This is a genomic window from Roseibium sediminis, assembly GCF_008711325.1.
In the GTDB taxonomy this organism is placed as follows: Bacteria; Pseudomonadota; Alphaproteobacteria; order Rhizobiales; family Stappiaceae; genus Roseibium; species Roseibium sediminis.
In genome coordinates, this window is sequence record NZ_VXDB01000008.1 from 98,084 (window position 1) to 113,497 (window position 15,414).

The following is a 15,414-nucleotide window of genomic DNA, read 5'->3' on the forward strand; positions in this document are numbered from 1 at the left end:
AACCTCAATCAGATCACGGTCAGCGCCTGCTCGATGTCTTCCAGAAGATCAAGCGGGTCTTCCAGTCCAACAGACAGACGCAGCATGCCGCCGGAAATATCCAGCTCGGCGCGTGCTTCCTCGGTCATCGACTGGTGTGTCGTGGTCGCCGGATGGGTGATCAGGGTCTTTGCATCACCAAGGTTGTTGGAAAGCTTGATGATTTCCAGCGCATTCAGGAAACGGAAAGCCGCATCCTTGCCGTCGCCGATTTCGAACGCGACCATGGTGGACCCACCGCGCATCTGGCGCTTGGCGACTTCTGCCTGAGGATGATCGTCGCGGCCCGGATAGATCAGGCGCGAGACCTTGGACTGTTCGGCAAGGAAATCAGCGATCTTCGAGGCGCTTGACGTCTGCTGGGCAACGCGCAGCGGCAGGGTTTCCAGACCTTTCAGAAGAACCCAGGCATTGAACGGGCTCATGTGCGGGCCGGTATGCTTGACGAAGGGCATCACTTCATCGGTGATCCATTCCTGATCGGAGAGAACCACACCGCCGAGGCAGCGCCCCTGCCCGTCAATGTGCTTCGTGGCGGAATAAACGACCACATCCGCGCCCAGTTCGAGCGGCGACTGATACATCGGCGTTGCAAAGACGTTGTCGACGATCAGGCGTGCGCCAACTGATTTTGCGATCTCCGCAACGGCGGCAATGTCGATGATTTCCAGCGTCGGGTTGGTCGGGCTTTCCAGAAACAGCGCCTTGGTGTTCGGCTTGACCGCAGCTTTCCACTGCTCGATGTCCGTGCCGTCCACCAGCGTGCTTTCAACGCCAAAGCGCGGCAGCAGGATTTCGCAGATATAGCGACAAGAGCCAAACAGCGCCTTGGCCGCCACAACATGGTCCCCCGCACGCACAGACGCCATCAGAGCAAGATTGACAGCCGCCATGCCGCTGGCGGTGGCCCGTGCAGCTTCCGCCCCTTCAAGCGCCTTGATGCGATCCTCGAACATGGCCGTCGTCGGATTGGCGTAGCGGGAATAGACGAAACCGGGATCCTCGCCGTTAAAACGCGCTTCTGCCGCCTCGGCGGAGCTGTACACAAAACCCTGTGTCAGGAACATTGCCTCGGAAGTTTCCCCATATTGGGAACGGGTTCCGCCGCCATGGACGAGCGTTGTTGCCGGGCGCAGTTTCTTCTGAGTTTTTGTGTCGGTCGTCATTTCCTGTAACTCCAAATGCAAAACCCCGGCCTGAGCCGGGGTTTTCGCAACCCGGCCTTTTTAGCGACTTCTTTAACGTGGCTGCAAGCCGGCCGGCTCAAATCACCACGGAGTTGACGCTCATTTATTCCAAAACCGGACCGCCGTCAAATCGTGGAAATACCATATATCCAACGAACCTTGACGGAATGCCCAAGTGCAAAAGGCACGAATTGCGGTTGGCGTTCGAATATCAATCCGCTAAGCACAAGGGAACAGTGAATTTTATCCAGGGACAGGCGCATGAGTAACCGGCAGACCGGCATTTTGCCCGCGCATATGATTGAAACCATGTTCGAGCATGGCTCCATCGCGGCAGAGCGCCCTCCGGTCGACGGCCAGATTCAACCCGCCAGCCTTGACCTCAGGCTGGGGCGTACGGCGTTTCGTGTGCGGGCAAGTTTTCTTCCCGGGCCAGATGTGACAGTTGCGGCCAAACTGGACGCGCTGGAACTTCATACGGTTGATCTGAAGGAAGGCGCGGTTCTGGAAACGGGGTGCGTCTATATCGTGCCGCTGCAGGAGAGCCTTGACCTGCCGGACGACATATCCGCAACCGCAAATCCGAAAAGCTCGACCGGGCGCCTCGATGTCTTCACCCGTGTGATCACCGATGGTGGCATTGCCTTTGACACGGTGCCTGCGGGATATCAGGGGCCGCTTTACGCGGAAATTTCTCCCCTCACCTTCCCGATCCTCGTGCGTACCGGCTCGCGTCTCAGCCAGATCCGCTTCCGGCGCGGCGTGTCTCTCATTCCCGATGCCGAACTGGAGCAGGTCCACAAGAACTACACGCTTGTCAGCGGCGGCAACGAGCGCATTGGCGGCGGCGTCCAGCTTTCCATCGATCTGGAAGGTGACGGCCCGGGGGCTCTGGTCGGTTATCGCGCCAAGCACCATTCCGGCCTGATTGACGTTGATCTGGTGAATGCCCGCGATCCGCTGGACTTCTGGGAACCGATCTACCGGCGCAATGCCGCCGAGCTTATTCTGGACCCGAACGAGTTCTACATTCTGGTCAGCCAGGAAGCGGTGCATGTTCCGCCGGATTTTGCTGCGGAAATGGTGCCGTTCGATCCGCTGGTTGGCGAGTTCCGTGTCCATTACGCAGGCTTCTTCGATCCGGGCTTCGGCCATGAGCATGCCGGCGGCATCGGCTCACGCGCTGTTCTGGAAGTCCGCTCGCACGACGTTCCCTTCATCGTGGAACATGGCCAAACGGTTGGCCGCCTTGTCTATGAGCGCATGGCAGAACGCCCGAAGACGCTTTATGGCGAGGGCATTGGCTCCAACTATCAGGGTCAGGCGCTCAAACTCTCCAAACACTTCAAGGTGCCAAGCTAACCGGCATGGGGTTCAAGACGGTCACGCGGGAGTTTGAAGGCTATCTGGAGGACCGGAAATCCCGCTTCCTGAGCTTTCTTGTTCCCGTTGACCTGTTCGACCAGCGCCTCGGCGAGTTGAAGGCCGAACACAAGAAGGCGGCCCATGTGGTGACCGCCCATCGCCGCCTGCTGGACGATGGCCGGGTCGAGGAAAGCGGCAAGGATGACGGTGAGCCCGCCGGAACCTCGGGCATGCCGACCTTGCGTGTCCTGCAAGGGGCGGAGCTGATCAACTGCGCTGTCTTGATCGTGCGCTATTTCGGCGGAACAAAGCTGGGTGGTGGCGGGCTCGCTCGGGCCTATTCCGGGGCTGCGCAAGATGCCATCAATTCCGCCGAACTGGTGCCTTTCCAACAACTTAGGCAAAAGACGCTCACGATGGATTTCGCCAAAAGCTCCGAGCTGGAGCGCCGTATAGCCGAGCTTGGCCTTGTGGTGATCGCCCGGGATTTCTCCGAAGCCGGGGTCCAGCTGATCGTCGAGGGGCCAGAAGACGGAATCGACGCCCTCTAGAGCACCTCTTGCGTTAGCTGACTCACCAGACGTGCTCTAACTATCTGATTTATCTCGTTTCCTGACGACGAACCGGTATCCACTTCGTCTGAAAGCGCTCTGGCGCGTCTTGCTGTCTATTTCCCGACCTGATCGCGAAGTTCCTTCAGTTCCTTCCTGAGGGCCTTGACCTCTTCAAGGATCAGGCCCGTATCGTCATGGATCGCCTGCCGGTTTGCATCCGCTTCGGCTTCATGTTCCTCCTGCATGGCTGAGACGATGATACCGATGAAGAGGTTCAGGACCGTGAAGGCCGTGCACAGGATGAAGGGCACGAAGAACAGCCACGCCCAGGGGTAGACTTCCATAACGGGGCGCACGATGCCCATGGACCAGCTTTCCAGCGTCATCACCTGAAACAGCGTGTAGACAGACAGGCCGATATTCCCGAACCATTCTGGGAACGCTGAACCGTAGAGCTTGGTCGCCATCACGGAGAAAACGTAGAAGACCAGTGCCATCAGCACGACGATGGACCCCATGCCCGGCAGGGCGGCAATAAGGCCACCAATCACGCGGCGAAGCGAAGGGATCACCGAGATCAGGCGCAACACGCGCAGGATACGAAGGGCACGCATCACCGCAAACGGCCCGCTTGCCGGAACAAGGGCGATGGCCACAATGGTGAAGTCGAAGATGCTCCAGGGATCGCGGAAGAACTTCAGCCCGTGTGCATAGAGCCGCAAGATGATCTCGATCACGAAGACGGCGAGGATGAGGTTGTCGAAGGCAACCAGAAATCCGCCGATATGCGCCATTGCTGTCTGGCTTGTCTCCAGACCGAGCGTAACCGCATTGATGACGATCAGGCCGATGATCGCCATTTCCCAGCGTTTGGATGTGACCAGTGCCTTGATGGTGTCGCGCATGGTTCCCCGCGTGCAGTAAATCTCCACTACAGGCTGCAGTGGCAGGTGTGCTGGCGGGAAAATGGCTGTTCACTTGCCCATTCGCAAGATGCGGACCCCAACCTTTTTCACCCCTTTGCCCAGTTGCTCACATCCTTCAACGCCAGACGTCCGGGAAGCCTCTTGACAGTCCCCGGGACCGGGAGCAGAAGTGACAGTATCGCGGGTGTAGCTCAATGGTAGAGCAGAAGCTTCCCAAGCTTAAGACGAGGGTTCGATTCCCTTCACCCGCTCCAATCCCCCAACAGCCAGTCTGAAATTCGGTTTTCCTTCCATTTGTCGGGAAGGCGTGTGGCCGCGTTTTGCCAGCTGCTATCGCCCATACTATTCGCCCGAAACCGGGTCAGGGGCTCCCCTCCGACGCTGTTGGAGACGATCCACCTCCCCCTCCCCCTTACGATCACCCAATGTCAGTTTGTCATTGCTGTTTCGAGGGATCGGGAGTTCAGCGAAGTGCCCAAACGCCCTATTCTAAGGTTTCGATCAGCCGCGCGAAGGCCTTATGCGCTCAAGATGCCTCGGCACAGGACCCTTGACCAATTTTACACTAACTAAACATCCCATACGTAAGGTGCCCCAAACGTCTTTGAAACGAGTGACTGATGCCGCCCTCCAGCCCCGCCGCCCTCGATATTCTCAATCTTCGCAAGCACTTCACAGAGCCCGCAGTAGACGGACTCTCGTTGACTGTGCGGGCGGGCGAGTTTTATGCCCTGCTGGGGCCAAACGGGGCGGGAAAGACAACGACCCTTCGTATGGTCGCGGGGTTGCTTGAGGCCGACGCAGGCTCGGTGAGGATCTGCGGCATCGATGCCTTCGCAGAGCCGATTGCGGCAAAACAGGTCTTGGCCTGGGTTCCGGACGAACCAATGGTCTATGACAAGCTGACACCGCTTGAATACCTTGAATTCGTATCAGGCCTTTGGAGCATGGACGTGGATTTCGCACGTCATAAGGCCGATACCCTGCTCGATGCTTTCGGCCTTGCCCCCCACGCAAACGAGCGATGCGGCGGGTTCTCGAAAGGCATGCGGCAGAAAGTGGCGCTTGCGGGTGCCTTGATCCATGAACCGCGCCTGATCATCCTTGATGAGCCGCTCACTGGACTTGATGCAGGATCCGCCCGACAAGTGAAACGGGTGTTGACCGACCTCGTGGCACAAGGCGTGACGGTCATCATGACAACGCACATCCTCGAAGTTGCAGAGCGCATGGCCGACCGGATCGGGATCATCGCTCGCGGACAGCTCGTTGCCGAAGGGACGTTGGAGGAATTGCGTGCGCGGGCCAGCGCTGATGGCAATTCCCTGGAAGATATCTTTCTTGAAATCGTTGGTGGCGGCTCAAAAGGTGAACTGCTGACGGGAGCTCCCCTGCACATTGACGAGAAAGTGGCATGAGCCAGACAATGGCACTGCCTGCCCTGATGCGCTTTACGCGGCATGAACTAAGGCTCGCCTGGCGCGACTGGGCCTGGATATTCTCGGGATGGCGCAAGACAGGTCTGCGGCGGACACTCATCGGCATGGGCGCGTTCTACGCGATCCTGCATTTTGTCGCTTACGCCGTGTTGTCACCCCATTTTGCCGACGGGTTTGTATTCGACCAAACCGCGCTGGCCGTGATTTCGGTCACTGTGGTGCTCAGCTTCACCATGATGCTGTCGCAGATGATCGAGTCCGTGACGCGTGCATTTTACGCCCGCGATGACCTTGATCTGATCCTGTCCTCGCCTGCGCCTTCCCGAGACTTGTTTCTCGTCCGTATCGCCATGATGGCCGCAACCAATTGGGTGATGTCTGCGCTGGTCATTTCGCCATTCCTGAACGTTGCAGCATCGCTCGGCGGGGAACGGTGGCTTGCAGGCTATCTGGTCATCCTCGCCGCTTCGCTGACCGCCACCGGTTCGGGCGTGTTGATGACACTCGCATTATTCAGAACGGCTGGGGCCCGGCGCACGCGGCTCTATGCGCAGATCCTGGCTGCGGTCGTCGGCGCGGCCTTCCTGATCGGAATGCAGGTGGTTGCAATCCTGTCCTTCGGGTCAATGTCGCGGTTCGCGCTGTTTGATGCAGACTTTCTGGCCGTTCATGTGCCAGCCGCAAACTCGATCTGGTGGTTCCCGGCTCACGCAGTGGCCGGACAAGCGGATATCGTGGTGATGATGCTCGGAGCATCCCTTGCGTTTTTTGCTGCGGCTGCCTGGTGTGGCGCAGTCCAGTTCCCACGCATTGTCGTGATGGCGCTCGGCGTTTCTGAAAATACACCTCACAAACGCGCAGCGGAGCAACCCTTTCGCCGCCGCCCGGTGCTCGGCACGCTCATTCACAAGGAACTTAAACTGATCACTCGCGATCCCTGGCTTGTTTCCCAGACGCTGATGCAGGTTCTCTATCTCATCCCGCCTGCCGTGATGCTTTGGATCAGTTTCGGCGAAACTGCCGAGATTTCCGTCCTCGTCGCACCCGTTGTCGTCATGGCAGTTGGCCAGCTTGCGGGCGGTTTGGCCTGGCTCACGATCTCGGGTGAGGACGCCCCCGATCTTATCGCGACGGCCCCCATCTCTGCATTCACGCGCCTTTGTGCGAAAGCGCTGGCTGCTCTGGCTCTCATCGCAGCAGTGCTGCTGCCAATTACCGTCGGGATGGCAGTCGTTTCTCTTGCGGGCGCAGTCGTGACCTTCATCGGGGCAATGATCGCCGCAGGAAGCGCGATCCTGATTCAACTCTGGTTCCGTGCGCAAGCCAAACGCACGACCTTTCGCAGGCGTCAGGTCGCCTCAAAAGCCTCGACATTTGCCGAGGCTGGAGCGTCTATCGCCTGCGCAGGCGGGACAGCACTCGTGGCGGCGGGTAGCCCGTTGGCGCTATTGCCTCTCGCCCTGCTTTTTATCGTGCTTGGAATTTCATGGAGCATCAGGCCGAAGCATAACGCAACAAACTGAGGCGCTCATTGCGAAGGCTTGTCTTACGTCCTTACCCGAACGCGGTGGCGCGCCTGACCGTGGCTTGTCTTGTTCCAGCGGTAGGGATGCGCGAATAGTTCCCAGACCGCGCGATAGAACGCGATGCCGGTGAAGAACCAGTAGAGCGGCAAGCTAACCATGTCGAAAAGCTGTGGCCCAAACTGTCGACGGTCTCCGGCCTTCCAGATCGCAATAACCGACCCGAGATAGCCGATGGCTGAACCGCCGAAGGACAGGCCCAGCATGACGATCTCGACGCCGGTCTCCGGGCCTGGCAGCTGCACCAGACCGATGAGATAGGCAAACAGCAGAACAAAGAACACCGGATGAAGGGCGATAAGCGATAGCGCCCCGGCAAAAAGCGCGGCCAGCGCCAGAAAGTTTCTCGGTCCGACATCGCGCAGCAAGTCTGCGGGCTGGCGCATATGCACCCCGATTGTCTGGAGCCATCCCTTGTACCAGCGGGTCCTTTGGGCCAACCAGCCGGACAGGGTTACGGGCGCTTCCTCGTAGGTTGAGCTGGTCATCACCCCCAGCCGCAACCCGAAGCGGGCAAGACGAACGCCCAGATCCGCATCCTCGGTGACATTGAACCGGTCCCAGCCGCCGACTTGATCGAGCGCCCGCTTGCGGAAATGGTTCGACGTGCCGCCGAGCGGAAACGGGATGCCGAGGCGAAACAGCCACGGGAGCATTTGATCGAACAGGCAGGCATATTCGAACGCAAACTGGCGGGAAAGGAACCCGTCATTTGCATTGTCGATGGTGAGCCGCGCCTGAAGACAGGCAACCGTTTCTGGGGTCTGGGCGAACATCACGGCCGCCTTCTTCAGTTGGTCCGGCTCGGGCCGGTCCTCGGCATCGAAAACGGTGATGTAGTCGCCGGTAGCTTCGGCCAGCCCATAAGACAGCGCCCGAGGCTTTGTTCGCGGATAACCATCGGGAACAACGAGGATATCCATGGCTGACGAGAGGCGCTCGCCCCGCAAGGCATTGAGCGTCTCGCGATCGTCGGATTCAACGAGAAAGAGGACCTGAAGGCTTTCCATCGGGTAGTCGAGCTGGGCGAGCGAGGTCACCAGCTCGGGCACGACATTTGCCTCGCGGTAGAGCGGCACGAGAACCGTATAACCCGGCCAGATGATGTTCCGGCTGGCGAGCGATCCGGGCAATTTGTACTCCATCGGATCGTGCCAAGTGGACACCGCACTGGCGATCCGCGCGCCGCCCATCATCAGGCAGGCAAGAGCCATGAACATCATGAACGTCCAGAACCAGGCCATCACCGGCAGGTTCATTCCGACGAGCGCGGTCGTGAGCCCGAGAGCAAACCCGCCCCATCGCAGGCCGCGCCCTTCTTTACGCGCAGATAGGCGCGGATAGCGACACTCGAGGTCTGACGCCGGTGAGTTCATGATTTCCGCCGCCAAGGCCATGGCTGACGGCTCGACAATCCGGATTTGGCGCCTGATTTCCGGATGACGGTCGAGATGATCCTTGACCAGCTCGAACCGGTTGTAGTCCGGAGAGATGACGTAAACAGGTTTGCCCGAATGAATTCCGACAAGGATCGGACCACAATTGAAGGACCCGAGATGAACCGGTACGTCATTGACGGTGCTGACCCGAAAACTCCCCTTGGGCAGAAACAGAACGTCACAATGTTCGGCAAAGGCGCTGTAGACCGCCGCTTCCGACAAGAGGTTTCGCTGCACGAGATACTCGCATGCAGACACACCCTGAGAGGGTGCGTATCGCATTGCGGTTGTGACTAATGACTTTGATATTCCCCGTGCTAAAAGTACCTGTAGTTCACCGGAAATCTGGATCGTCATGCAACTGTCCCCCACTGTGCAAGACTTGAAAAATTCTGGTGGGCGCATTGGCGCCGAAAAACTTTGAAGATTACCCTGCGGCGGGAAGTTAGGCATAAAACGAAGATGCACTCAATGGTTGTATTTCAAAAGTTTTCAGTATTGTTAATTTTGACAATCTCGAGTGCATTTCTTGGGGCTCCTCTGGGGCAGGCCGAAACCATTCCCAATTTCTGGGACCCAAAGGCAGTCGTCGACAAACCCGCGAACATTCCGGACAAGATCCAGTTCGTCTCCACCGATGAACATCCCCCATTTGTATTTCGGGATACCGATGGCCGCTTGACCGGTTTTCACATCGATCTGGCGCGAGCGCTGTGCAATGTGCTGGAAAGCTCGTGTTCGCTGCGGATCAAGCCGTTCTCCGAATTGATCCCGGCCCTTGAGGAAGAAGAGGCGGATGCCGTCATCGCAGGGCTCGCCCAAACGCAGGAACGTGCAATCGTCCTGTCCTTTTCCGACCCCTATTTGAAGCTTCCCGCAAGATTTGCAGTGCGCGAGGATCCTTCTTCCACCTTCAATCCCGCCTTTCCGGAAGGCCGAAAGATTGCAGTTGAAACCGGGTCCCGGCATGAAGCTTTCATCCGCAGGTTCTGGCCCGGAGCTGACATCGTGACATTCGATCAGGTTTCAGATGCCCGTCAGGCCCTGAAGGATGGCACGGTCGACGCGCATTTCGGCGACGGATTGTCGCTTTCCTTCTGGCTGCGCGGAGAAGAATCTGCCGGTTGCTGCACCTTTGTCGGCGGTCCGTGGCTGGAGCCCGGTTTCTTTGACGAAGGCCTGTCCATTGCGCTGCGCAAGGACGACCGGGACAGGTTGGAAGCAATCAATTACGCGCTTCGGCAGGTTTACCAGAACGGCACCTATCGCGAGCTTTACCTGCGTTATTTTCCGCTGAGTTTTTTCTGAAACTCCATTGCGCCGGGCGGTTCCAACCTTTAACCGCACACCTGTGCCTACCCTCAAACCATGAACGGCCTATCCTCCATGACCGACTTCCTCTGGACACGACCTGACGCGGACCCTGTTGCCACGGTTCTTCTGGCCCATGGAGCGGGTGCGCCCATGGACTCCACCTTCATGGAGAAATTGGCTGGCGCTCTGGCCAAGGAAGGAATGGCCGTTGCCCGTTTTGAATTCGGCTACATGGCCCAGCGCCGCAAGGGCGGCGGCAAGCGCCCCCCGCCAAAGGCCGAAAAGCTGATCGGCGAATTCCAGACGGCCTTGCAGACCCTGATGAAAGAGGCCGATGGACCGATCCTTATCGGCGGAAAATCCATGGGCGGTCGCGTTTCGGCCATGCTGGCGGGTGGAGCCTCCCTGCCCGGCCGGGTCAAGGGCGTTGCCTGTTATGGCTATCCCTTTCACCCGACAGGCAAGGCAGATGCCCCGTGGCGGATGGAACCGCTTGAAGGGGCTCAGCGCCCTGTCCTCATCCAGCAGGGCGAACGCGATCCGTTCGGCTCACAGGAGGAACTGGGGTCGCTTACTCTGCCGAGCCATGTAACCATTTCCTATCTGGGCGACGGCAACCACGACTTCGGCCCGCGAGGCAACCACCCGGCGACGCTGGACGGCAATATCCACATTGCCGCCCGTAACACCGTGGAGTTCGCCAATCGGTTGCTGTCCGTGTGACCCTTATTCGGCGGGTGTCAGCTGACGCCCGTCGGACCTTGGCTCGCCGACACCTGTTCGCCGCAGCAAGACAAGACCGGATATATCGTCGGAAATTGCCAGAAGCGCCGGAACCAGGACGAGCACGAGAACAGTGGCCGTTGCCAGACCGAACACGATCGTAATAGCCATCGGCAGCAGGAACTGGGCCTGAAGACTGGTCTCGAACATCAGCGGCAATAGCCCGCCAATCGTGGTCAGGGATGTCAGGAACACCGCCCGCAGACGATCACAGCTCGCTTCAACTGCCGCCTGCCTGAGACCTTCTCCAAGCGCCTGCCGCTCTTCGAAACGGGCGACCAGAATGATCGAGTTGTTCACCAGGATCCCCGCCAGGCCCAAAAGACCGATCATGCTCAGGATGGTCAAGTTGTAGTCCATCACATAATGCCCGACGATGGCCCCCACCACTCCGAAGGGGATGATCGACATGACGATGATCGGCCTGAAATAGCTTGAGAAAATCCCCGCCAGAATGATGTAGATCCCGGCAACGGCCATGATCACGCCGGTGAGCAGATCGGAGAAGGCATTGGCCTGTTCTTCGGCCTTACCTGCGAAGGAATAGGTGAAGCCATATTGCTCTGCCAGATCAGGCAGGAATGCTTCCTTGAGATTGGCGATGATCTCGCTGTTGGAGGTCACCGTGCTGTCCACGTCGGCCACCACGGAGACGACCGTTTTGCCGTCGCGCCGCAGAATGACGGAGAAACCTTGCGCATCGCGAAGGTTCACCACCTCTGTCAGCGGCACGAACTCGCCGCCCGGTGTCCGAAGAGAGAGCTGACGAAGTGCCGCGGTGCCGCCGCCCTCGAAAACCTGCCGCACACGGACGGTCACTTCCTCATCGCCTTCAGCAAAGCGCCGGGCGATGTTGCCCTCAAAGGCATCACGGATCTGGCGCGCCGCGCTTTGCACGGTGAAGCCCAGCGCCCGACCGCGCGGCGTCAGTTCAACCAGAAGCTCCGGCTTGCCAAACGGCAAGTCGTCGGTCACGCCACTGGTGCCCGGATAGGAGGCCAGCTCATCCTGCAGCTTCATCGCCGCGGCCTTCAGGTCACGAAGAGACGGGCCGGTCAGACGAATATCGAGATCGCGCCCCGGAGGGCCGCCACGTCTTTCGGAAATGGCCACGCGGGACGCACCGGGAATATCCGGCACTGCCTTGCGCCAGGCACGAACGATATCAGGCGTGCGCACATGGCGCACTTCCGAGCGGGTCAGCTGGACATTGATGTTGGCAACGTTGTCGCCTCGATTGTTCCCGGCCTGTCCCAAGGTCGCATAGGCCGAGACAACAACGCCTTCTCCGGTTTCCCTGGCAAAACGATCCGACACATCCCAAAGCGCCTGCTCGATCTGGCGGATGCCCTCAATCGCCTGTTCTTCCGGCAGACCGGCATGGAAGAAGATCGATGCGGACAGGTTTTCCGCTTCCGGCGACGGGAAGAATGTGAACCCGACCCGGCCACCACGCATCAGGCCCACCGCCAAAATCATTGCGGCGACCGCGAGGGCAAGTGTCACATAGCGCCAGTTGACCGCGAGACGGACGGTGCCGTGGAAGGGATTGTCGCGAACCCAGTCAAAACCGGCATCAAAGCGCTGGCGGAACCAGCTTGGCTGGCCGGACATGCCCAGCTTCTCGTTGCGATGCCGACGTCGCTGGAAGAGGATTTCAAGTCCAACCGCCAAAAGGAAGCAGCCAAGGACAACGACGCCCTGGAAGGCGATCGGGCCCAGCATTTCCAGCGCCGTTCTTGCGGGAACAGCCACGCCATCAAGATAGGGCGGAACGGACGCATCCGGCTGATGGGCCAGCGCACTGACAAAGACGGCCGGAGACGCGGCCAGAAGCACCACACGCCACCAGTTCCAGGCAGGTTGCTTTCCAAGGGAATGCGCCAGATGGCCCGGAAGGATAAAGAAGCATTCGACCAGAGAGGCGATAACCACAGCCACAACAACCACGGGCAAGGTGCCCATGATCTGGCCAAGCACATCGCCGATCATCAGGATCGGAACAAAAGCGGCAACGGTGGTCGCGCCTGCTGCCAGAATGGGGGCGAGCATGAACTTCGCGCCATTGATCGCCGCCTCGTCGGGAGTATCCCCCATGGCCTGACGTGTCGCCGTATGCTCTCCCACCACAATGGCATCATCCACGATCACGCCGAGCATCATGATCAACGCGAACATGGAGATCATGTTGATGCTCTCCCCCATCAGCCACATGATCCCGAGTGTTGCCATCATGGCAACGGGAATACCTGCGGCAACCCAGAAGGCAATGCGGACATTGAGGAACAGGAACAGGATCGCGACGACGAGGATGAGGCCCGTCAGGCCGTTTTCGACCAGAAGCGAAATGCGGTCCTGCACCAGCTTGGCACCAACGTCATATTGCAGCAGCTCCAATGTGGGCGGCAGCTGCGGACGCAATTCATCCAGATAGGTGTTGAGGATTTCGGCCGCCTTGAGGGTGTCGGTCGCTTCCACGCGCAGCACCTCGATCTCGATGGCGCGGGTGCCCTTCGAAAAGCCCTGATTGTCTCCGTCATTATAGTCGCGGAAGACCGTGCCGATGTCGGAGATCGTGGTCTTTTCGCCGCTTGCAAGAGACTTGACCTCAACCCGGCCAATGGACCCGGAAGAGCGTTCTTCCGCGATCGCGCGGATCTGGCGTTCCACACCGCCGTCCAGCGTGCCAGCGGGAAGATCCGCCGTATTCCCGGAAACGGCGCGGGCAATATCTGAAACTGTCAGGTCGAGCCGGCGCAGCTCGCGCTCCGGCACTTCGACAACGTATTCAGGCGAGCGGTATCCCTTGAGCGAGACCTTGTCGATGCCGCGTTCCAGAAGGTCATCGCGGATCTTCTTTGCAAATTGCTTCAGCGCTTCCTCGGAGAATGGGCCCCGCAGGGCAAGCTTGGCGACACCATCGGTGAAGGTGACCGCCGAAATCGTCGGCGTTTCACTGTCCTCCGGCAGGGTCGTGATGCCCGCCATGGCCTGTTCGGCATCCGACAGGGCCTTTTGCAGATCTGTTCCCTCAATATATTCCAGCACCACCGTGCCGCTGCCTTCTCGGCCATAGGAGGTGACTTGATCGAGATTGTCGAGGAACCGCAGCTCAGGCTCGATGACTTCCAGAATATTGGCGGTCACATCTTCCGCGCTGGCCCCGGGCCAGGGCACCGTGACGGTGATCGTGTCGATCTTCACCGTGGGGAAGAACTGGGTGTTCAGCTTTGCAAGACCATACACACCAAACAGGACCATGAGCACCATGATCAGGTTGGCCACATTGGCGTGATGAACGATGACCTCGATGAGGTTTCGGGAGGACTTACCGGCGATCATGGCAGCCTCCCCTTACTTCGTGCCTGAGGATTGGGCGTCGGACGGTTGGGCAGCGCCCGCTTCCGGCGTTCCTGCCGGACGAACCAGCAGACCGGCCCCGGCCTCGGGAATGCGGGTCGACAACAAGCTCTCACCGTTGGCAAGGTCACCGCTCACGATGATTTCGGCCCCGTCAAAGGCAAGCGGCGTGACAGTTCGGGGGACCAGACGCTCCTCGACCACGACATAGACCGTGTCATTGCCGTAGATCGAGGTTTCGGGAATGCTGAAGGACTGGACATAGGTCTGGTCCGGAACCAGCACCTCGACAAAGGCACCCGGACGCAGTGGCGTCTGCCCCTCCCCCTTGCGGATCTTGGCAAAGACATCGACCCCACCTCGGGTGCTGGCAACATCGGCGCCGATCCGGTCGATGACGGCATCATATCGGACAGTCTTGTTTCCAAGCTGCCACTGCACCTTAACCTTGCGGCCAACGACAGTGCCTGCTTCGGAGACCAGACGGCCATATTGCTCGTCCGACAGGGTGAAGCGGACTTCCAGCTCGTCGCTGGCAAAGATCGAGGCAACCACATCATTGACGTTGATCAGTCGCCCAACCTGCGCCCCCTCGGAGCGGACAACCGCATCAAACGGGGCTTTCAGCACTGTGTCATCCAGCTGGCGGCGGGCATTTTCGAGCCGCCATTTCAGGCGATCGATCACGGCTTCCTGCTGGTCGACCTTGGCGCTTTCAAGGGTCAGGGCATTCTGGCGTTGCTCAAGGTTCTGCTGGCGCTGCGAGACAAGCAGGCGACGTTCGTCAACGGTTCGCTCGGTCATCGAGCCGCGTTTCAGAAGGTCTTCTGCCCGCTCCAGATCCTTCTGGGCAAATTCCAGTTGCTCGCGGGCACGGATGACATTGGCGGTCTCCAGCTCGACCCGCCCCTTGCGCTCGACAAGAGTTGCCTGAGCTTCAACAAGGCTTGCCCGGGCTTCGGTCACTGCCCCTTCATAGTCGAACCGGTCGATGGAGATAATCACGTCGCCCTTGGCGATCTGCCCACCTGCCTTCAGTTCCGGATGGACGGAAACAACTTCACCGGCAACAAGCGAGCGCAGGTCAACGGTGCGGCCTGCTGTTGCCTCGCCATAGACAAGGATGGTCGGCGTATGATCGGCCTGACGAACGGCAACAACGTCAACGGGATAGGATTTTTCGCTGAAGGCACGCTTTGGAACATCGGGTTTCGTCGCCACGAGATAGTTCATGCCCTGCACCGCGAGGAACAGGACCAAGAGCGCGATGAGGGTCTGCAATCCCGCCTTTGCAACGAGTTGCACAGGGCTGGTTTTACGGCGCTCGGAGGGCAAGTCATACTCAACCGGAGGCGAAGCTTCACTGCGCGGTTGATCTACAGACTTCAACATCAATCCCCCTTGGCCATTTCCGGCATGCATTCT

Annotated in this window: 11 protein-coding genes, 1 tRNA gene and 1 riboswitch; of the genes, 7 read left to right on the forward strand and 5 right to left on the reverse strand. The window is 59.2% G+C overall.

All coding sequences use genetic code 11. The features are described 5' to 3' along the window. Positions 1 to 8 precede the first annotated feature (8 nt). Complete coding sequence (locus F0155_RS09930; RefSeq protein WP_150524355.1) at positions 9 to 1,205, reverse strand: O-succinylhomoserine sulfhydrylase; 1,197 nt, start codon at positions 1,203 to 1,205, stop codon at positions 9 to 11. 39 nt (positions 1,206 to 1,244) lie between these two features. Further along, positions 1,245 to 1,324, reverse strand: a riboswitch (SAM riboswitch). 163 nt (positions 1,325 to 1,487) lie between these two features. Between F0155_RS09930 and F0155_RS09935 the strand changes: the two genes are divergently transcribed. Further along, a complete protein-coding gene (locus F0155_RS09935) occupies positions 1,488 to 2,588 on the forward strand; it encodes a 2'-deoxycytidine 5'-triphosphate deaminase (protein WP_150524356.1) in 1,101 nt (366 codons plus the stop codon). Positions 2,589 to 2,593: 5 nt separating this feature from the next. Beyond that, positions 2,594 to 3,142, forward strand: a complete 549-nt coding sequence (locus F0155_RS09940; protein ID WP_150524357.1) for an IMPACT family protein — start codon at positions 2,594 to 2,596, stop codon at positions 3,140 to 3,142. 116 nt (positions 3,143 to 3,258) lie between these two features. Here the strand turns inward: F0155_RS09940 and F0155_RS09945 are convergent, their stop codons facing one another. Further along, complete coding sequence (locus F0155_RS09945; protein WP_150524358.1) at positions 3,259 to 4,050, reverse strand: ion transporter; 792 nt, start codon at positions 4,048 to 4,050, stop codon at positions 3,259 to 3,261. Between the two features lie 201 nt (positions 4,051 to 4,251). Here F0155_RS09945 and F0155_RS09950 point away from each other — a divergent pair. From F0155_RS09950 to F0155_RS09960, 3 genes are all read left to right on the forward strand, one after another. Further along, positions 4,252 to 4,325, forward strand: a tRNA-Gly gene (locus tag F0155_RS09950). A 366-nt stretch (positions 4,326 to 4,691) separates the two neighbouring features. Next, a complete protein-coding gene (locus F0155_RS09955; protein WP_150524359.1) occupies positions 4,692 to 5,489 on the forward strand; it encodes an ABC transporter ATP-binding protein in 798 nt (265 codons plus the stop codon). Beyond that, on the forward strand, positions 5,486 to 7,033 hold the full coding sequence (locus F0155_RS09960) for a permease (RefSeq protein WP_150524360.1): 1,548 nt from the start codon (positions 5,486 to 5,488) through the stop codon (positions 7,031 to 7,033). Before F0155_RS09955 ends, F0155_RS09960 begins: the two co-directional genes overlap by 4 nt. Before the next feature lie 23 nt (positions 7,034 to 7,056). On the opposite strand, the gene F0155_RS09965 is transcribed toward F0155_RS09960, so the two are convergent. After that, positions 7,057 to 8,769, reverse strand: coding sequence for a glycosyltransferase family 2 protein (locus F0155_RS09965; RefSeq protein ID WP_208999216.1), 1,713 nt, complete (start codon positions 8,767 to 8,769; stop codon positions 7,057 to 7,059). A 270-nt stretch (positions 8,770 to 9,039) separates the two neighbouring features. Between F0155_RS09965 and F0155_RS09970 the strand changes: the two genes are divergently transcribed. Then, positions 9,040 to 9,840: a transporter substrate-binding domain-containing protein gene (locus tag F0155_RS09970; RefSeq protein ID WP_208999217.1), complete on the forward strand. Its 801-nt coding sequence runs from the start codon at positions 9,040 to 9,042 to the stop codon at positions 9,838 to 9,840. A gap of 78 nt (positions 9,841 to 9,918) precedes the next feature. Further along, positions 9,919 to 10,569 carry an alpha/beta family hydrolase gene (locus tag F0155_RS09975; protein WP_150524363.1) on the forward strand — a complete coding sequence of 217 codons (651 nt, stop codon included), beginning with the start codon at positions 9,919 to 9,921 and terminating at the stop codon, positions 10,567 to 10,569. Between the two features lie 3 nt (positions 10,570 to 10,572). On the opposite strand, the gene F0155_RS09980 is transcribed toward F0155_RS09975, so the two are convergent. Then, entirely contained in the window at positions 10,573 to 13,971 is a 3,399-nt protein-coding gene (locus tag F0155_RS09980; protein ID WP_150524364.1) for an efflux RND transporter permease subunit, read from the reverse strand. Between the two features lie 12 nt (positions 13,972 to 13,983). After that, positions 13,984 to 15,381 (reverse strand): efflux RND transporter periplasmic adaptor subunit, encoded by a 1,398-nt coding sequence (locus F0155_RS09985; protein ID WP_150524365.1) that lies wholly within the window; start codon positions 15,379 to 15,381, stop codon positions 13,984 to 13,986. Between the last annotated feature and the right edge of the window lie 33 nt (positions 15,382 to 15,414).